This window comes from Sorlinia euscelidii (genome assembly GCF_036452135.1).
GTDB classification, from domain to species: domain Bacteria; phylum Pseudomonadota; class Alphaproteobacteria; order Acetobacterales; family Acetobacteraceae; genus Sorlinia; species Sorlinia euscelidii.
In genome coordinates, this window is sequence record NZ_JAWJZZ010000001.1 from 297,636 (window position 1) to 315,751 (window position 18,116).

At 58.3% G+C, this 18,116-nt stretch carries 15 protein-coding genes and 1 tRNA gene; 7 read left to right on the top strand and 9 right to left on the bottom strand.

Annotated elements, in window-relative coordinates; all coding sequences use genetic code 11:
• Positions 1-39 precede the first annotated feature (39 nt).
• From CGLAMM_RS01445 to CGLAMM_RS01460, 4 genes are read right to left on the bottom strand one after another with little or no spacing between them, the layout of a single operon-like run.
• Positions 40-1,407, bottom strand: a complete 1,368-nt coding sequence (locus CGLAMM_RS01445; RefSeq protein ID WP_418115267.1) for an ABC1 kinase family protein — start codon at positions 1,405-1,407, stop codon at positions 40-42.
• The gene (locus CGLAMM_RS01450) at positions 1,404-3,182 is read right to left on the bottom strand and encodes a M3 family oligoendopeptidase (RefSeq protein ID WP_418115268.1); all 1,779 of its coding nucleotides are present in this window, start codon (positions 3,180-3,182) and stop codon (positions 1,404-1,406) included. Before CGLAMM_RS01450 ends, CGLAMM_RS01445 begins: the two co-directional genes overlap by 4 nt.
• A 60-nt stretch (positions 3,183-3,242) precedes the next feature.
• Positions 3,243-3,959, bottom strand: coding sequence for an AMP nucleosidase (locus tag CGLAMM_RS01455; protein WP_418115353.1), 717 nt, complete (start codon positions 3,957-3,959; stop codon positions 3,243-3,245).
• Positions 3,956-4,747 (bottom strand): AMP nucleosidase family protein, encoded by a 792-nt coding sequence (locus CGLAMM_RS01460; protein ID WP_418115269.1) that lies wholly within the window; start codon positions 4,745-4,747, stop codon positions 3,956-3,958. The genes CGLAMM_RS01455 and CGLAMM_RS01460 overlap by 4 nt, the downstream gene beginning before the upstream one ends.
• 267 nt (positions 4,748-5,014) lie before the next feature.
• Here CGLAMM_RS01460 and galE point away from each other — a divergent pair, with 267 nt between their 5' ends.
• Positions 5,015-6,040 carry a UDP-glucose 4-epimerase GalE gene (galE, locus tag CGLAMM_RS01465; protein WP_394819647.1) on the top strand — a complete coding sequence of 342 codons (1,026 nt, stop codon included), beginning with the start codon at positions 5,015-5,017 and terminating at the stop codon, positions 6,038-6,040.
• A gap of 39 nt (positions 6,041-6,079) precedes the next feature.
• Here the strand turns inward: galE and gltB are convergent, their stop codons facing one another.
• Positions 6,080-10,597, bottom strand: a complete 4,518-nt coding sequence (gene gltB / locus CGLAMM_RS01470) for a glutamate synthase large subunit (protein ID WP_394819646.1) — start codon at positions 10,595-10,597, stop codon at positions 6,080-6,082.
• A 3-nt stretch (positions 10,598-10,600) separates the two neighbouring features.
• Positions 10,601-12,073: an NAD(P)-dependent oxidoreductase gene (locus CGLAMM_RS01475; RefSeq protein ID WP_394819743.1), complete on the bottom strand. Its 1,473-nt coding sequence runs from the start codon at positions 12,071-12,073 to the stop codon at positions 10,601-10,603.
• A 400-nt stretch (positions 12,074-12,473) separates the two neighbouring features.
• Here CGLAMM_RS01475 and CGLAMM_RS01480 point away from each other — a divergent pair.
• From CGLAMM_RS01480 to lptB, 6 genes are all read left to right on the top strand, one after another.
• Positions 12,474-12,560, top strand: a tRNA-Leu gene (locus CGLAMM_RS01480).
• Between the two features lie 81 nt (positions 12,561-12,641).
• Positions 12,642-13,292 (top strand): ribonuclease D, encoded by a 651-nt coding sequence (locus tag CGLAMM_RS01485; RefSeq protein ID WP_394819645.1) that lies wholly within the window; start codon positions 12,642-12,644, stop codon positions 13,290-13,292.
• A 121-nt stretch (positions 13,293-13,413) separates the two neighbouring features.
• Entirely contained in the window at positions 13,414-14,391 is a 978-nt protein-coding gene (locus CGLAMM_RS01490; RefSeq protein ID WP_394819644.1) for a KpsF/GutQ family sugar-phosphate isomerase, read from the top strand.
• Positions 14,388-15,146: an LPS export ABC transporter periplasmic protein LptC gene (gene lptC, locus CGLAMM_RS01495; RefSeq protein WP_394819643.1), complete on the top strand. Its 759-nt coding sequence runs from the start codon at positions 14,388-14,390 to the stop codon at positions 15,144-15,146. Before CGLAMM_RS01490 ends, lptC begins: the two co-directional genes overlap by 4 nt.
• On the top strand, positions 15,143-16,090 hold the full coding sequence (locus CGLAMM_RS01500) for an LptA/OstA family protein (protein ID WP_394819642.1): 948 nt from the start codon (positions 15,143-15,145) through the stop codon (positions 16,088-16,090). The genes lptC and CGLAMM_RS01500 overlap by 4 nt, the downstream gene beginning before the upstream one ends.
• Positions 16,087-16,857 (top strand): LPS export ABC transporter ATP-binding protein, encoded by a 771-nt coding sequence (gene lptB / locus CGLAMM_RS01505; RefSeq protein WP_394819641.1) that lies wholly within the window; start codon positions 16,087-16,089, stop codon positions 16,855-16,857. The genes CGLAMM_RS01500 and lptB overlap by 4 nt, the downstream gene beginning before the upstream one ends.
• Before the next feature lie 83 nt (positions 16,858-16,940).
• Here the strand turns inward: lptB and CGLAMM_RS01510 are convergent, their stop codons facing one another.
• The 3 genes from CGLAMM_RS01510 to CGLAMM_RS01520 are packed head-to-tail and all read right to left on the bottom strand — an operon-like array spanning position 16,941 to position 18,116.
• The gene (locus tag CGLAMM_RS01510; RefSeq protein WP_394819640.1) at positions 16,941-17,306 is read right to left on the bottom strand and encodes a RidA family protein; all 366 of its coding nucleotides are present in this window, start codon (positions 17,304-17,306) and stop codon (positions 16,941-16,943) included.
• 1 nt (position 17,307) lies between these two features.
• Positions 17,308-17,562, bottom strand: coding sequence for a DUF1150 family protein (locus tag CGLAMM_RS01515; protein WP_319807774.1), 255 nt, complete (start codon positions 17,560-17,562; stop codon positions 17,308-17,310).
• 56 nt (positions 17,563-17,618) lie between these two features.
• Positions 17,619-18,116, bottom strand: a complete 498-nt coding sequence (locus tag CGLAMM_RS01520; protein WP_394819639.1) for an Hsp20 family protein — start codon at positions 18,114-18,116, stop codon at positions 17,619-17,621.

The following is an 18,116-nucleotide window of genomic DNA, read 5'->3' on the forward strand; positions in this document are numbered from 1 at the left end:
AAGGCAGCGTCGCACCTTCAAACCGCGCGGCTACGCCCGTCAGAGATCACTGAGAGGCGGCGGCACCTCCGCCCGGGCAAGGGCCTCTTTCTGGCGGGATGCGAGGGCATCGACGTCGAAATGGCCGATGAGTTCCTGAAACAATCGATGCCAGTTGAGTTTTGCTTTCAGCCGCACAAACACGCTTCCGAGCCCGATGGCTGAACGATCCACCAGCACGAACTCCCGTGAAGGCCGGACGCCGCCCGTGCGCTTAAGCCCCTCATAGACCCGTTCCGCAATATCCCGCCCGAAATTCGGGTCATCATCCTCCTGAATCAGGCGCGCACGATCATCCATCAGGGGACCATAGACAAAACGCGCCCACTCATTCAGAACGCGGGCCGTATCCCGTGAAAGGCCGGTGAAGCCCCAATTTTCATAGGCGGCGAGAGCCATATCCTCATCATCCGCCTGTAAAGCTGAAAAAAGGTCGATGATGGCTTTGACAAAGTGCGGCGGGAAAATCCGGATCGCGCCGAAATCGAGCAGGTTCAGCCCGTGATCCTGCCGGACGGTGAAATTACCCATATGTGGGTCACCATGGATAATGCCATATCGGTAAACGGGCGTATACCACGCGTAAAACAGGGCGCGCGCCACGTCGTTCCGTGCCGCCTGGGACGGATTTCCTTCGAGAAACGCCTTGATCCCTTCGCCCGACACCCATTCCATCGTCAGAAGCCGCCCGGTTGAGAGCGCTTCCACGACTTTCGGAACCGTGACACGCTTCTGGTCCGACAACATGTCGCCGTAAAGCCGCATATGGGAGGCTTCCCGCTCGTAATCGAGCTCCTCCCGCAGCCGTGCTTCCAACTCCTTGACGACCTGATCCTGCTTGATGGCGGGCAGGACGCGTTGCAGGACCCCGACCGCCAATTTGAATTGCCGCAAATCCGACTCAACGGTGGCGCGCATGTTGGGATATTGCAATTTGCAGGCCACATCCTGCCCGTCATGCGTTGTCGCGCGATGCACCTGACCCAGACTGGCCGCCGCCGACGCCTCGTGCGTAAACTGGCGGAAGTGCCGCTCCCATTCCGGCCCCAGCTCCGACATCATGCGGCGGCGCACGAAACTCCATCCCATCGGGGGCGCGTTGGCCTGGAGTTCAGCCAGTTGCTCCGCATAAGCATCAGGCAGCGCGCCGGGGATGGTTGAGAGGATCTGCGCGCCCTTCATCAAAGGGCCCTTGAGCCCCCCCAATGCCAGGCGCAGCTCATTCGCATGTGCGGATGTATCGGGTGAAAAGCCGAGTTTGCTGCCGATCAGCCTTGTCGCGATCCCCCCCACCGTGCCTGACGTGCGGGCGAGGCGTTTGAATTCACCAAATAACCCGGTCTCATCGAGAGGATCTTTCTTTGTCATGCTGCGGGTTGTCTTTCCTCAAGTGCCTCGTCCTCCAACGCATCAATCAGGCCGGAGATGACATCAAGACCTTTTTGCCAGAATGTCGGATCCGTCAGGTCAATGCCGAAAGGCGCCAGCAGCTCTTTGTGGGACTGAGTCCCACCTGCCTCTAACAAGGCGCGATATTTGCGGGTGAAATCCGGATGTCCCTGCTGATAAAGCTGGTAAAGCGCGTTGACGAGGCAATCCCCGAAAGCATAGGCGTAAACATAAAATGGCGCATGGATGAAGTGCGGCACATAGCTCCAGTAAGGGCTGTAACGCTCATCCAATGTAATGGCCGGGCCAAGACTGTCGCGCTGGGTTTTCAACCAGATTTCACCGAGTTGCGCCGCGGAAAGCTCACCATTCTGACGCGCCGCGTGCACCTCCCTTTCAAACTTGTAAAAGGCGACCTGGCGCACAACAGTGTTGAGCATATCCTCAATTTTAGCCGCGATCATATGGCGACGCCTGAGTTTGTCTTTTTCGTGGGCGACAAGGCGGCGAAAGACCAGCATCTCACCGAACACAGATGCCGTTTCAGCAAGGGTAAGCGGCGTGGCGGATTGAAGATAACCTTGCCGCCCTGCGAGGATCTGATGCAGGCCGTGACCCAGTTCATGCGCAAGCGTCATCACATCCCGGACTTTGCCGTGATAATTCAGCAGAAGATAGGGATGCACGGCAGGGGTGACGGGATGGGCGAAGGCGCCAGCGCTTTTGCCGGGATAAGGCGCGGCGTCAATCCAGTTCCGGTCGAGGAAATCGCGGGCCATGTCGCCCAGCACCGGGTCAAAATCCTGATAGGCCTCCGTGACGATCTGCCGGGCTTCCGGCCAGGAAATCTGCGCTGTTTCATCCTGCGTCAAAGGTGCATTCCGGTCCCAATGTGACAGGCTGTCCAAACCCAACCATCCGGCCTTCAGGCGGTAATAACGATGTGAGAGATTTTCATAATTCCGCGTGACCGTCTCAACGAGCGTGTCAACAATCTCCGGCGCGATGAAATTCGCAAGATGACGACTGCTGTCGGGACGCTCATAACCGCGAAGCTGATCCTCAATTGCCTTATCCTTGCTGAGGACGTTGGTCACCATCGTCAGCACATGTTGATGCCGGGTCAAGGTGGTGTGCACCGCATCCGCAGCGTCCTCACGACGGGCGCGGTCAGGGTCGCTCAGGCGATTCAATGCTTCACCGAGGGGCTTCACGGCCCCATCCAGTGAGACGGTCATTGCAGCCTGCGTTTCATCAAAAAGCCGCACCCAGGCGGCGCGCCCCGTCACGTCTTTTTCAAGCAGGACTTTCTCCACATCGTCAGCGAGCTGATAGGGCCGCGTCAGACGCACAGCGCGGAGGAAAGGCGCCCAAAGATTGAGAGACACGTCCGTAAGACAGGCTTCCAACCTGTCATCCGCCATCCGGTTGATTTCGAGCGTGAAGAACATCATGTCGGAGGCGATCTTGTTTAACCGCTCCTGAATCATCTGGCTGAAGCGGCTGACTTCCGGGCTCGTCGCCTCCGTCGCGAAACGAAGCTGCGCATAAGCGTGGAGGCGGCCCATACGCTCATCACATGTCTGATAGGCCTCAATGGCGTCAGCCAGCGCCGCCCCGGAAAGCTGCGCCACCTGCCCTTTATACCGCGTTGCGAAGGCACGCGCCTCCGCCGCGCAGCTTTCGATATCCCGGGCGATGGCGGGGTCATCAAGACCTGCATAAAGGTCAGAGAGGTCCCAGCGGGGAAGCATTTGTTGTTTGTCGGCGGGCGTCATCATGTCAGTCAAATTACGATCCGATTCTCTCATCATTCAGCGGAAAGGCGGCTCGTCAAAGCCTCTTAATTTGCGGGAGTGGAGGTGATCGACCCCATTGCGCCGCAAAGCGCGCATTGTTTCAATGCCGATCATCAAATGCTGGGAAATACGTGTCCGGTAAAACGTGTTGGCCATGCCGGGGAGTTTCAACTCACCATGCAAAGGGCGGTCCGAGACGCAAAGCAGCGTCCCGTAAGGGACACGGAAACGAAAACCATTCGCCGCGATTGTCGCCGATTCCATATCCACGGCAATGGCCCGGCTCATATTGATCTGTGAGAAAAGGGCGCGCAGGCGCAATTCCCAGTTACGGTCATCCGTTGTCAGGACGGTGCCGGTGCGCATACGGGTTTTGATTTCCGACGGGCCAAGCTGAGTCACCTCCTGCGTGGCCTGTTGCAACGCCACCTGCACTTCCGCAATGGGGGGCACCGGCACCCAGGCTGGCAGCATGTCGTTCAGGACATTATCATCGCGCACATAGCCATGGGCCAGCACATAATCACCCAGCTTCTGGGAACGACGCAGCCCCGCACAATGGCCCACCATCAACCAGCAATGCGGACGTAATACGGCGAGGTGATCCGTAATCGTTTTGGCGTTTGACGGCCCGACCCCGATATTGACGAGCGTGATGCCATGACCATCCGGCCGACATAAATGATAGGCGGGCATTTGCGGCAGGCTCGCGGGCTCCTCACCGGAGATCAGCCCCTCCTTGCCATAGACCGTATCCCCGGGCGCGACGAAATGCGTATATTCCTCCCCAACTGCGCCGCGGCAAAATCCCTGAAGCCATCGACGTAACGTTGATAATTGGTGAGGAGGATGAATTTCTGAAAATGCTCGGGCGATGTCCCTGTATAATGATGCAGCCTCGCGAGGGAATAATCCGTCCGTTCCGCCGAGAATAATGAGAGGGGACGCGGGGCTTCACTTTCCGGCTTATAGACACAATTGGCGATGTCATCATCTGTCGCATGCAGGTCCGGCAGGTCAAACCCCGCGCCATGACGTTGCAGCATTTCAACCGAAAGCCCCTCGCCCGATTTAACGACATAAGGCAGCGGGATGGGGCGCCGTGAGAGCCCGACATAAACGGGCGCCCTGTAAGTTGCCATCAGATCTGAAAGCTGATCCCGCAAATACGCGTCGTAAAGTTTCGGGCGGGTGATGGTTGTGCCATAAAAACCAGGTTCAAGCAGAATATCATATCGAGCGCGCGCCGTAATATCCGCCGCATTATGGCGCTGGAAGAAAGCGAGATAGGGATAATAGCCCGAGCCTTTCCCCTCCCCCTTGATGGATGCCGCAACGCGGGCGACCTCACCCTCATAAAGCGTGACAAGGCGTTCATAGGCGCTCTCCGCCGTCGCGGCGCGTTCAAACGCCGTGCCGACGCGCGATAATGCCTCCAGACCCTGCGTTTCGTCCATTAAAGCCCCCCCGGCCCGCACCTTACCCACGCCCATGACCCCGCAGCGTCGCGCGGAAGCCATTATGGTAGCCCTTGTTAAGGCTTGAGGGAAGGCAGGAAGCGGAAGCCCTTTTAAAACGCATGACGGTCCCGCCTGAGGACGCAAATCATGCGCTCCCCGACCTGCTAATCAGGGATGAAGTGCCCGTGTTCCATCATTGATCAATTGGTCAATATTTGGCATGACAAAGCATATCGGCGCCTTTAGGCGGTCTCTTTTTCAGTTCGGCAGCTCCCCATCCAGCTCAATTGTCAAAATGGGCGGCGTTGCCTCTTAAAAGGGGGTTTCATGCGTTACCTGGTGACTGGCGGAGCCGGCTATATCGGGAGTCATATCGTTCTCGCCCTTCTGGATGCAGGGCATGAGATCGAAATCATCGATAATCTGTCGACCGGCCATCGAAAGGTTGTGCCGTCTGCCGCCCGCCTGCATGAGGTTGACCTGCGCGATGGCGCGGCGCTCGCACCCATTGTCGGGGCGCATCGATGGGATGGCGTATTTCATCTTGCCGCGCTTTCCATCGTGGGGGAGAGTATGCGCGACCCCCTTCATTACCTTGAACATAATCTCACCTCATCGCTGAACCTGATCCGATCCTGCACGCAGCACGGCGTCCGCAAGCTGGTCTTTTCCTCCACCGCCGCGCTTTTCGGGGGGCCGGACCGGCACGATGCCATCACAGAGGATGCCGCGATCATTCCGGGATCAGCCTATGGGGAAAGTAAGTTCTTCATCGAACGCATTTTATATTGGGCGGACCAGGTGCACGGCCTCCGCAGTGCCTGCCTGCGCTATTTCAACGCAGCCGGGGCGGACCCTGACGGCCGCGCGGGGGAAGATCACAAGCCGGAAACGCACCTCATCCCGCTTGCCCTTGATGCAATGCTGCACCGCCGTCCCGCGCTACAGATTTTCGGCACGGATTATGAGACGCCTGACGGGACCTGCATCCGTGATTACACCCATGTCTCCGATATTGCCGCGGCACATATTTGCGTTCTCGACGTGCTTGACCAGCGCAGCGTCGCTTATAATCTCGGCACGGGCACCGGGCACTCCAATCTCGACGTTCTAAAGAGTATCGCCCGCGTCAGCGGTCGCGACGTCCCGTGGCATGCGGCGGAAAGACGGGCCGGGGACCCACCCATGTTGGTCGCTGATGCGACCTCATTCACGAGAGATACCGGCTGGACACCCCGTTATGCCGCGATTGATCAGATCATTGAGACAGCTCTTGCCTGGCGCACACGTCATCCTGATGGTTACGGAGATGCGGCAAGCCAGGTCGATGTCGCCGGGGTGATGCGCAGGTAAGACCTCCCGCCACCACACTTGCGGCCGATACCGGCCGCATCAGGCGCGCAGGCTTTCTGCTGTTTCCGCCACCGAAAAACCGATCGTCCGCGCATAATCCTGCGGCACAATCATCCAGAAACGCGGGAGATGATCCTCCCATCGATGCAAGATCTCCTGCGCATAGGCACTGCGCGTTTCCGAGACATGACGCTCAACAAGGTGCCGCAGCCGCGCCCGCCACTGCGGGTCAATGACGCGACTCCATAAGAGGGTTTCGCGGTTCAGCTTCTCCTCAAACCGCCCTTCGACATCCAGCACAAAAGCCATGCCCCCGGTGAAGCCAGCGCCGAAATTCGCGCCTGTCTGCCCGAGAATGACGACTTCCCCGCCTGTCATATATTCGCACGCATTCGCCCCACAACCTTCAATGACGCTGAGCGCGCCGGAATTGCGGACCGCGAAGCGCTCACCCGCCTGCCCCGCTGCGAAGAGCGCACCTGACGTCGCGCCATACAGCACCGTATTGCCGATGATCGCGTTTTCCTGTGATCGCCAATGCGCTGTCGGAGGCGGACGGACGACGATTGTGCCGCCGGAGAGACCCTTCCCGACATAATCATTCGCATCACCGACAACATCAAGCTTGAGGCCTTTGACAGCAAAAGCCCCGAGCGACTGCCCCGCCGCGCCACGCAGCCGCAGGGTCAGATGATCATCCGGCAGGGCATCCATGCCGTACCGCCGGGTGATCATCGATGAGATGCGCGTGCCGATGGCGCGGTCCGTATTCTGCACAGTGTAATGCAGTTGCAGTTTTTCACGATGGTCGAAAAAGGGCTTGGCGTCCGCGATGACCTGCATGTCCAGCGCGTCCGGCACCGGGTTGCGGCCCTCACGCGTGCAATAACGTGCATAGGGCCCCGGATCAGCCTGAACAAGGAGGGAATTCAAGTCGAGATCATCCAGATAATCCGCACCGCGTGAGACCTGACGCAAAAGGTCCGTCCGTCCGATCACATCTTCCAGCCTCTTATAACCGAGCTCGGCCAGGATATTCCGGACATCCTCCGCGATGAAGGAGAAGAGGTTGATGACTTTTTCCGGCGTACCCTCAAATTTGGCGCGCAGCTTTTCATCCTGCACACACACCCCGACGGGACAGGTATTGGAGTGACACTGGCGCACCATAATGCACCCCATGGCGACCAATGCCGCCGTGCCGATCCCGAATTCCTCCGCACCGAGCATGGCGGCGATCACGACATCCCGCCCGGTTTTGATCCCGCCATCCGTGCGCAGGACGATACGATGGCGCAGCCGGTTGAGCATCAGCACCTGATGCGCCTCACTCAACCCCATCTCCCACGGGAGGCCCGCATGTTTGATGGAGGATTGCGGGCTGGCCCCTGTCCCCCCACTGTGACCCGAAATCATGATCGCATCCGCCTTGGCCTTCGCGACCCCCGCCGCGATTGTGCCGATCCCGCTCCGTGCGACGAGTTTGACGGTGACAGTAGCGTCGGGATTGATTTGCTTAAGGTCGTAAATAAGCTGTGCGAGGTCCTCAATCGAGTAGATATCGTGATGCGGCGGGGGTGAGATCAGCGTGACGCCTTGTGTCGCATGACGCAGGCGCGCGATAAGCGCCGTCACCTTGAAGCCCGGCAACTGGCCGCCCTCACCCGGTTTGGCGCCCTGCGCGACCTTAATTTCAATTTCCCGGCAGCTATTGAGATATTCCGCCGTAACGCCGAAGCGCCCGGACGCCACCTGCTTGATGGCTGAACTCGGATTATCCCCGTTTTCCCGCGGGCGAAAACGCGCAGGATCCTCGCCGCCCTCACCGGAATCAGATTTGGCGCCGATACGATTCATGGCGATTGCCAGCGTCTCATGCGCTTCCGGGCTCAGCGCCCCGAGGGAAATCCCCGGCGCAACGAGGCGACGGCGGATTTTCGTGATGCTTTCTACCTGATCAACCGGGATGGGCTGACGGGTTTTGCGGAAATCGAGGAGATCCCGTAATGCGACGGGCGGTTGCTGGCGCACAGCGTCCGCATAACGCTGATAGAGCGCGAAATTCTCGCTACTCACCGCGCTTTGCAGCATATGGATCAATTGCCCGTTGAACGCATGGACTTCACCCTTGCGGCGCAGCTTGTAAAGCCCGCCAATGGGAAGCGCCTGGACATCCTCCCCCCAGGCTGCGCGATGGGCCGTGATGACGTTGCGCGCCAGTCCCGGCAGGCCGATCCCTGAGATACGCGAAGGCATACCGGGGAAGAACTCCGCGACAAAAGCACGTGACAGACCGACGGCCTCAAAATTATAGCCACCACGGTAACTCGCCACGATGGAAATGCCGGATTTCGACATGATTTTCAGAAGGCCCTTATCCAGCGCCTTGCGATAACGTTCCACCGCGTCCCGTAGGCTCAAGGCACCGAAAAGGCCGCGTTTGAGGCGGTTGGCGATGGCCTCCTGCGCGAGGAACGGATTGACCGACGTCGCGCCCACGCCAATTGTCACCGCCATGCCATGCACATCAAGCACATCGGATGACCGGACATTAAGCGACGTGAATGTCCGCAAGGATTGCCGCACCAGATGAATATGCACCGATGCCGTCGCCAGAATCATCGGGATCGCGACGCGGGATGCATCCTGTTTCTCATCAGATAAAAAGAGATGGGTGCACCCACCGCGCACGCTTTCCTCCGCCTCACGCCGGATGCGGGTGATCGCCTGTTTCAAACCCGCTTCCCCCTCTTCAAGCGGGAAGGTGCAGTCAATCATCTGCGCTTCACGCCCGCAGAACTGCCGCAGCGCTTCGAACTCCCCATTTGTCAGGACGGGACTCGGCAGAAGCAACATGTCGCACTGGTCTGGCGACTGGTCGAGAATATTGCCCAGATTGCCGAGGCGCGTGGCCAGACTCATCACGTTCAGTTCACGCAGCGAGTCGATGGGTGGGTTTGTGACCTGGCTGAAACCCTGACGGAAATAATGGGCCAGGCCGCGATAGGTCTTTGACAACACCTGCAGCGGGGCGTCATCCCCCATGGAGCCGATGGCTTCGGACGCATTCTCGATCATCGGATGGAGGATCATCTCCAGATCTTCATAAGTCAGGCTCATGGCGAGTTGTCGCCGCATGAGGGCGTCATCATCAAGGGTCACGGGTTCTGCGACGTCACCCCGCACGATGGCCTTGATGTTGCGTGTCCGCGCTGTCCAGGCGGCAAACGGCTTTTGTGCCGCAAGGTGGCGCAGCATGTCATCGGGCATATAAAGCTGCGCTTTATCAAGGTTGAAACCCAACGTCTCACCCGGGCCTAGCCGCCCCTTTGCGGTGACGCGCGCATCTTCAACATGCACCATCCCGGTTTCTGACCCGATAATCAGCAATCCGTCCGACGTCATTGTGTAACGCAGGGGTCGCAGACCGGCACGGTCCAGCCCTGCAATCACCCAGCGGCCATCCGTGGCGCAAAGCGCGGCCGGGCCGTCCCATGGCTCCATTACCGCATTATGATAATGAAACAGCGCGCGCTCATCTTTCGACAGCCCGGAGGCGTGGCTTAAAGATGCGGGGACAAGCAAAGTTTTGACGAGCGGCGCCGGCCGCCCGGCGAGTGCGAGAAGCTCAAACACATTATCAAGCATCGCCGTGTCGGAGCCGGCAGCCTGAATGACCGGTTTGATATCCCCCATATACGCGTCGAAATCCGGATGAGCCAGGCGGGTTTCGTGGCTGCGCATCCAATTAACATTGCCGGAAAGGGTGTTGATTTCACCATTATGGGCAATTCGCCGGAAAGGCTGGGCGAGCTTCCAGGTCGGGAATGTGTTGGTTGAATAACGCTGATGGTAAATGGCGAAGCGCGAGACAAATTGCGGATGAAGGAGGTCCGGATAAAAATCCGTTAGATTTTCCGCCAGAAACATGCCTTTATAAATGACGGACCGACAGGAAAGGGAGCAGACATAGACGTCGATCTGACTGGCGGAAGCAGCTTTTTCAATACGACGCCGGATGACGTAAAGGTCACGCTCAAATTCATCTTCCGAACGGCCGAGCGCGTTGCGGATGATGATCTGCTCAATTTCCGGCCGGGTCGCATTAGCTTTTTCCCCGATGCATTTTGTGTCGATGGGCACTTGACGCCAGCCGTAAATGCCGTGACCGAAATTGAGCACTTCACTCTCAATGATCGCGCGCCCGGCCTCCTGCGCGGTGAGATCCGTTTTCGGCAGGAAGATCATACCGACAGCGAGCCGGGCATCTTCCGTCCCCGCACCGCTATAATGAATCACATCCCGGAAAAAATTCTGCGGAATCTCAATATGAATGCCCGCGCCGTCACCTGTCTTGCCATCCGCATCCACAGCACCGCGATGCCAGAGAGCCCTCAACGCCTCAATGCCCGCCTCAACCACATCGCGGCGAGGCTTTCCGTCCAATGCGGCGATAAGGCCGACGCCACACGCATCCTTTTCCTGCGCGGGGTCATAAAGATTTTTTAGGGCAGCGACGTTATTTTGCCATGCCGCGACGAAGTTATTTTCTGACATGTTCTATTCCCCCACCCGGCGCTTTTTCATCACGGGCGTCGCTGCGCATGGTTCGGCTGCGCCACGCGCCTTGAGATAAGCATGCATAGCGTCAGCGGCCTCCTGCCCGTCACGTATGGCCCAGACGACAAGGGAAGCGCCGCGCACAATATCCCCACCAGCAAACACGCCTTCAAGGTTTGTCTCATACTGCCCGGGGCGGGTCTGCACCGTGCCCCAGTGTGTCACACCCAATTCAGGCACGCGCCAATCAGCGCGCAGGTCTTCCGGCTCAAAACCCAGCGCCAATATGACGAGATCAGCCGGAATTTGCCGGACATCGCCGAGCACGGGCTCAACATCCCGACGACCTGTCGGGCCGATTCCACCCAGGCGCATGGCTTGAACCTTGATCGCCTCAATCTGCTTTGCACCTACAAACTCAACTGGCGTGGTGAGCCAGGAGAAAGTGACGCCCTCCTCCTCCGCATTCCGCACTTCCTGCGCTGAGCCGGGCATATTTTCACGATCCCGTCGATAAAGGCAGGTCACGGAAGCGGCACCCTGGCGAATCGCCGTGCGCACGCAATCCATGGCCGTATCGCCGCCGCCAATCAAGACGACGCGGCGATCCCGGGCATGGAGGGCGGTCTCCGCGTCCGAAACCTCATGATAACCGCGTTTATTTGACTCCGTGAGGTAGGCCAAAGCCTGAATGACGCCAGCGCGCGCTGCGCCAGGGAGCGCAATATCCCGGGATTGATAAACACCCGTCGCGATGAAAACAGCATCATATTGGTCTCGCAGCGCCGCAAAGCTGATGCGCCCCTCACCTTCCCCGATCTCCGTATTGAGATGAAACGTCACGCCCTGCCGGACGAGCAGGTCATGACGCCGCGCAATAATGTGTTTTTCAAGCTTGAAGCTGGGGATACCATAGACGAGCAACCCCCCGACACGGTCATGCCGGTCATAAACATGGACCTGATAGCCGCGCGCCCGAAGCCGTTCCGCGGCCGCGAGCCCTGCGGGACCGGCGCCGATAATGGCGACAGATTGCGCCAATTCATCGCGCGGCAGACGCGGCTTGACCCACCCTTCGGCAAAGGCATTTTCCGTCACGAATTTTTCGACAGCGCCAATCGTGACGCTCTCAAAGCCCTTCTGGATGACGCAATTACCTTCACAAAGGCGGTCCTGCGGGCAGACGCGGCCGCAGATTTCCGGGAAGCTGTTTGTCGCAGCGGCAACCGCATAAGCTTCCTCCAAACGCCCCTCTGCCGTCAGCTTCAGCCAATCCGGGATGTTGTTCCCCAAGGGACAATGCACGGAACAGAAGGGCACGCCACATTGAGAGCACCGACCGGCCTGACGCTCAGCCTGCTTGAGTGCAAAGCCTTTATAGATTTCTGCAAAATCGTGTCGGCGTGCGTCAGCATCACGCTTCTGCGGCATTTCCTGTGGGACAGAAACAAATTGAAGCATCCGCTCGACCATCGCCAACCTCTCTCCCGAAGCAATGGGTGAAGCGCTTGCCGAAATGGTGGGTGGACCCACGCGCGCCGCTATACACCCATGCAAGAAACAGGCGCTGAATGAAGGGGAATGCGCCCATATCGCGGCATAGAGGAAACAGATCGATAATATAAGTCATTCATGTTGACCTAATTGCCGTTTTTAATTTCTGTGCCTCGGTCCGAAAGTTTTTTTCATATAAAATTAGGTCTCATATGTGACATTTCGTCGCGCACCATCTTGTGTCATGCGCCTTCCGTCCCCGCCCACTGCCGCAATAAGGCGCGAAGCACACAAAACACCATATTGACGCCAGGCTGAGAGGCGTTTAAACGCTTGCAAACCAACTGCATGTGTCGCTGAGATGCATGACAGGTTCCGTGCCCAGATGGCGGAATTGGTAGACGCGCAGGTTTCAGGTACCTGTGTCCGCAAGGACGTGGAAGTTCGAGTCTTCTTCTGGGCACCAGTTTTCTTTAAAAATGCCTGACGGTGTGAGCGACATTTTGCCGTCACCGCCCGGACCGGGCCGGATGAAGGACGATTGCCGATGGCTTCCAGCCCGCAAGCCCAACCTCTCCTCCATGATGGAGACCTGCCATCCGGCCTTGATTTCGGCGATATTGTCGCGATCGACACGGAAGCCATGGGGCTCAACCCGCATCGGGACCGGCTTTGCCTTGTGCAGCTTTCCGCCGGTGATGGCACGGCGCATCTGGTGCAGATCAGACCGCCCCGGCCCGATGGAAGCTACGCGGATTGCCCCAATCTCAAAGCGCTGCTGACAAACCCGCAAACGACGAAGCTCATGCATTTTGCGCGTTTTGACGTCGCCCTCCTGCAACATGCCCTCAAAATTGAGGTCACGCCTGTCATCTGCACCAAAATCGCCGCGCGTCTCGTACGCACTTTCACCGATCGGCACGGCCTGGCCCATTTATGCCGGGAGCTTTTGGGCATTGAGTTACTGAAGCAACAGCAGACCTCCGATTGGGGCGCCGAGATTCTCAATAGTGATCAATTGAATTACGCAGCCTCCGATGTCCTGTATCTTCACGCATTATGGGCCAGGCTCAAGACCCTTCTGGAGCGGGAAAACCGCATGGCGCTTGCCCAGGCCTGTTTTGATTTCCTGCCGACACGGGCGAAGCTGGACATTTTAGGTTACACGGACCCTGACATATTCTCCCACCGCGCGTGAACGCGGTGTTGTTTCGTCGTCTGATGCGTTAGAGTGGTCGGGACATGACTCATTGATCAGTCAGCATGACCAACTCATCTCGATTTGAGGCTTTACGCGTTTTGACGGCAAGGACCGGCTTATGAGTGTTCTCCAATCTGCGATTGACGCAATCGACGCGGAAAGCGTCGGGCTTGCGCGTCTGCGGGAGGCCCTCACCTGCGACGCGACGTTTCAAAACGCCTTCACCGAGGCCACGCAACTCATTCTGTCGATGCGGGGCCGTCTGGTTGTTTCCGGCATCGGAAAATCAGGGCATGTCGGCCGCAAGATTCAAGCCACACTGGCCTCGACGGGCACGCCTTCGCTCTTTCTGCATCCAGCGGAAGCCGCCCATGGCGATCTTGGCATGGTGCGTCAGGACGATGTCCTCCTCCTCATCTCCTATTCCGGTGAAACGGGGGAGCTTCTCGCTGTTATTGAGCACGCTATCCGCAATAACCTGACAGTCATCGCGATGACGGGCCATGCGCAAAGTACGTTGGCGCGCGCCAGCCGCGTGCTTCTGCTTCTCCCCATGGCCGCGGAGGCCTGCCCGATGGGCCTGGCCCCCACCACGAGCACACTCATGCAACTGGCTCTGGGCGATGCGCTGGCGGTCTCCTTACTACAAAAGCGGCAATTCTCCGCCCATGATTTCGGCGCATTTCACCCTGGCGGCAAATTGGGCACGGCGCTGCGACCCATTTCACAATTGATGCACTCGGGCGCAGCCATGCCTTTGGGCCGGCCGGATATGGCCCTCACCGAAGTTATTGTGGAGATGACGCGCAAGACATTCGGATGTATTGGCATCATTGATGACCGGCGACGCCTGATCGGCCTGATCAGCGATGGCGATTTGCGACCCGCCTTATCTGGCGACCTCAAAACGCGCACAGCGCGTGACATTATGAATGTCTCACCCCTGACAACGGAACCCTCGCGCCTGGCGCAAGAGGTGCTTCAACTCATGACGGAGCGTGCACGCCCTGTTTCCAGCGTTTTCATCCTGGATGAGTCAGGGTGCCCTCTCGGTATCGTCCATCTTCATGACCTCCTTCGCGTCACGGTTCCATGAGCGAGACGCCACGCACACCGCCACCGCGACGGGATGATTTCCAACGCGACAGTGAAGCGCAGGCGGCCCACCGCCGCGCCCTGCTCGACCATCAGAAAGAGCGACCGCGAAATCTGCCCACCAAAGCCTCCCTACATACAAGGCGCAAGCGGCTTGATATGGCGAAGTGGGTGCTGCCATGCGTGGCCATTCTGATGCTGGGGTCTATCGCCGTCTGGCCGGAAGTGGCGCGCTGGGTCAATGTCAATCAGGCCGTCCTGAAAGAAATGGAAGAGATGCGCGTGCAGAATGGCACGCTGGAGGACGCGGTTTATCGGGGGCTCGATAACAGCAACCGGCCTTACATGATCACCGCAAAATTCGCCAACCAGCGGGATCAGGATCGCATCGACCTTGTGGACCCGGTGGCGGACCTGCATTTGACAAGCGGCGGATGGGCGCAGATCCGTGCTGATAGCGGCGTTTACATGCAGCACGAGCAGACTTTGAACCTGCGCGGCCACGTCGTGCTCTATCGTGATGATGGGACGTTGATGAACAGCCCGACCGCAGATCTTGACCTCCATGCCGGGATCATCGCATCTTCAGACTGGGCACATGCGGAGGGCCCGTTTGGCAAGCTTGACGCGCAGGGCTATTTTCTGGACCAGCACGCCGGATTGCTTGAATTTACCGGGCCGGAGCGCATCGTTCGTAATAATGACCAGAACGACACGCTCCCGACACGTCGAAAGGATGAAACTTCCAGTCCATGACCTGCCGTCTGACGCGATCCTTCGCCCTAATGACATGCATCTCACTCTATGGCGTGGTCGATGCCCGGGCCGACACGATTGATAAATCCCACGGGGAGCAAATTACCATCAGCTCAGCCGGTCCCCAGACTTATGATCACGACTCCCAGACGATCACTTTTCTCGATCGCGCGCGGGCTGTGCGCGGCGATGCCACAATTGATGCGGATCAGCTCATCGGATTTCTGCGTAAGAAGACAACGCCTCAATCGGCACAGAACCAGTCGGGAAATGCGCCCCAGACCAGCGCCGCCAATGGGGATGATGCCATGGGCGGCTCGATGGAGCTTTACCGTATGGAGGCGATCGGGCACGTTCATATATATTCCCCGACTGATCAAGCCTGGGGCGACAAGGCGCTTTACGATGTCGATCAGGCAACATTGGTCATGACCGGGAAAAACCTGAAAATGACGACGCCGACCACCGTCATGACCGCGCGTGACGTCATTGAATATCACACCACAAATAAAATGTCGGTCGGACGCGGCGACGCCACGGTGACGACCAATGACGGAAAAAGGATCAGGGCCGACATCCTCGTTGCATTCGGAAAGCCCGACACGCCGGAAGCGGCGCGCCACAAAACGGCACCGCAGCCAGAAGGACAATCCGACGCGAAAGCCGGAAAGCTTGACCGCGCTTATGCGTGGGGCAACGTCATCATCCGCACTCCGACGGAAACAGCAACCGGGGACCGAGGCGTTTACGTTTTCGATACGGAACTGGCCCGGCTGATCGGGAGCGTCCACGTCACAAGTGGGCAGAACCAGAATAACGGGCAATCAGCGATCGTGAATGTCAAAACAGGTGTCGCGATCATGAACCCGGCACCGGGACAGCGTATTGAGGGCCTTGTCATCCCGAACCAGACCAACAGCACCAGATCAGGGCCTACAAAATGAACGAGACCATCGCTTTGCATGAAATCGTGGATAATCCCGCGATTTCGTCAGGTCTGATTGCCCATGGCATCGGTAAAAAATATAAAAAGCGCCAAGTCGTGAAAGATGTCTCACTTCAGGTGCAGCGGGGCGAGGCTGTCGGTCTGCTCGGCCCGAATGGCGCAGGCAAAACGACAAGTTTCTATATGATTGTCGGCCTCGTCCAGCCTGATACCGGCACCATCACCCTTGATGGCGCCGATATTACCGGCCTGCCCATGTATCGTCGGGCGCGTCTGGGCATTGGCTATCTGCCGCAAGAGGCCAGCATCTTCCGCGGGCTGAATGTCGAGCAGAATATCCTTGCAGCATTGGAAGTCGTGGAGTCGGATTATGACCGTCGCCATGCGATGCTGGATGGTCTCCTTGGTGAGTTCGGCATTTCGCATCTGCGTCATGCGCCTTCCCTTGCCCTGTCCGGAGGTGAACGTCGTCGGCTTGAGATCGCCCGCGCCCTCGCCAGCCAACCGAATTATATTTTGCTGGATGAGCCGCTTGCGGGGATTGACCCGATTGCGGTGGGCGAGATACGTGATCTCGTGTCTCACCTCAAAGATCGCGGGATTGGCGTGCTGATCACGGACCATAATGTGCGTGAGACGCTGGAAGTCATTGACCGCGCCTATATTATGCATAGCGGCCAGGTTTTGATGGAAGGCGTGCCGGAAGCCATCGTCGCAAATGAGGATGTGCGCCGCGTTTATCTTGGCGAGAATTTCTCGCTCTAAACGCGCCTCGCAGGCTGTCTCGCGCCAAACGCGCGGAAGCGCTCCAGGCAGCGTCGGTCCTGTTTCCCGCCCCCAGCCGTTCCTTACGCGTCGCGCGCGTCCGGGCGGCAGGCCGCGATCGCCGTGATCTCGACACGCCATGCCGGGTCCGCCAGGCGCGCTTCAACCGTTGCGCGGGCCGGCTTGCAACCCGCATCAATCCACGCATCCCACGCCCTGTTCATGGCGTCGATATCCTTGATATCCATGAGAAAGATCTGCACGGACAGCAGATGACGTTTGTCCGACCCGGTTTCCGCAAGTAGATGATCAATCTGCGTCAGGATGTCGCGGGTCTGCCCCTCCGCATCAAGCGAGGTGTCATCCGCGACCTGCCCCGCCAGATAGACGAGGCCCCCATGGCGCACTGCACCACTCAGGCGAGGCTCATCCGCGTATCGACGAATCACCTCAGTGAAGCCAGGTCGGCGTCAACTCATTATCGATAATCGCTTCAACGGCGCTATCATGGTCCTCAGCCAAGGCCATGGGCGTACCGTCAGCCGCATGAATCGCGAAAGCGGCCTCACCTTCAAAGACGACTTCCCTGACATAGGCAACCTGTTTCATGCCAAGTTCAAGCAGTTCCAGATTGGAGATGGTCCGAAGGTCCGATGTCGCTCCGGCGGGATAAGGCGCGTCCGAAGCGGAGGATGTTCTGGCCATATTCAAGCGTCCTTTCAGTATGAAGACACTAAGCGGGGGCGAAACCCCTTCAGGTTTTAATTGTCGCCAGGGGCGGGAGTTCCGCGCGGGCGCCTGGGTCGAGGCAGCTCGATCTCCGTATTAGCCATAGCACGCGCGCTGCGTTTGCCGTCCGAAATTTCTATCTGCTTAACGCGAACTTCAGGCTGAGGGCGATGCAAATCAATGTGAAGCAACCCGTTATCCAGCCACGCATCCCCAACTTCTATATTGTCGGCAAGCACAAAAGATTTCTGAAATTGCCGCGCTGCAATACCGCGATGGATAAAAGCGCGCCCCTGCGAGTCGTCATTCTGTCGGCCTCTGATCACAAGTTGGTTATCTTCCTGTGTGATCTGGAGATCCGTCATGGCGAACCCGGCAACGGCCAGAGTCACGCGCAGCGTTTTCTGGTCAAGCTGCTCAATATTATAAGGTGGGTAACCATCTGAAACGGTTTTCGCAGCACGCTCCAGCATCTGCTCCAGATAATCGAACCCGAGAAATGTCGGGGAAGTGAATAAGCGTCCTGACAA

Excerpts from the sequence above, each read along its gene's own strand:
- lptC (WP_394819643.1), top strand. The coding sequence starts at position 14,388 with ATGAGCGAGACGCCACGCACACCGCCACCGCGACGGGATGATTTCCAA.
- CGLAMM_RS01500 (WP_394819642.1), top strand. The coding sequence starts at position 15,143 with ATGACCTGCCGTCTGACGCGATCCTTCGCCCTAATGACATGCATCTCA.
- gltB (WP_394819646.1), bottom strand. The coding sequence starts at position 10,597 with ATGTCAGAAAATAACTTCGTCGCGGCATGGCAAAATAACGTCGCTGCC.
- CGLAMM_RS01445 (WP_418115267.1), bottom strand. The coding sequence starts at position 1,407 with ATGACAAAGAAAGATCCTCTCGATGAGACCGGGTTATTTGGTGAATTC.
- galE (WP_394819647.1), top strand. The coding sequence starts at position 5,015 with ATGCGTTACCTGGTGACTGGCGGAGCCGGCTATATCGGGAGTCATATC.
- lptB (WP_394819641.1), top strand. The coding sequence starts at position 16,087 with ATGAACGAGACCATCGCTTTGCATGAAATCGTGGATAATCCCGCGATT.
- CGLAMM_RS01515 (WP_319807774.1), bottom strand. The coding sequence starts at position 17,562 with ATGGCCAGAACATCCTCCGCTTCGGACGCGCCTTATCCCGCCGGAGCG.
- CGLAMM_RS01485 (WP_394819645.1), top strand. The coding sequence starts at position 12,642 with ATGGCTTCCAGCCCGCAAGCCCAACCTCTCCTCCATGATGGAGACCTG.
- CGLAMM_RS01490 (WP_394819644.1), top strand. The coding sequence starts at position 13,414 with ATGAGTGTTCTCCAATCTGCGATTGACGCAATCGACGCGGAAAGCGTC.
- CGLAMM_RS01475 (WP_394819743.1), bottom strand. The coding sequence starts at position 12,073 with ATGGTCGAGCGGATGCTTCAATTTGTTTCTGTCCCACAGGAAATGCCG.
- CGLAMM_RS01460 (WP_418115269.1), bottom strand. The coding sequence starts at position 4,747 with ATGGCTTCCGCGCGACGCTGCGGGGTCATGGGCGTGGGTAAGGTGCGG.
- CGLAMM_RS01450 (WP_418115268.1), bottom strand. The coding sequence starts at position 3,182 with ATGCTTCCCCGCTGGGACCTCTCTGACCTTTATGCAGGTCTTGATGAC.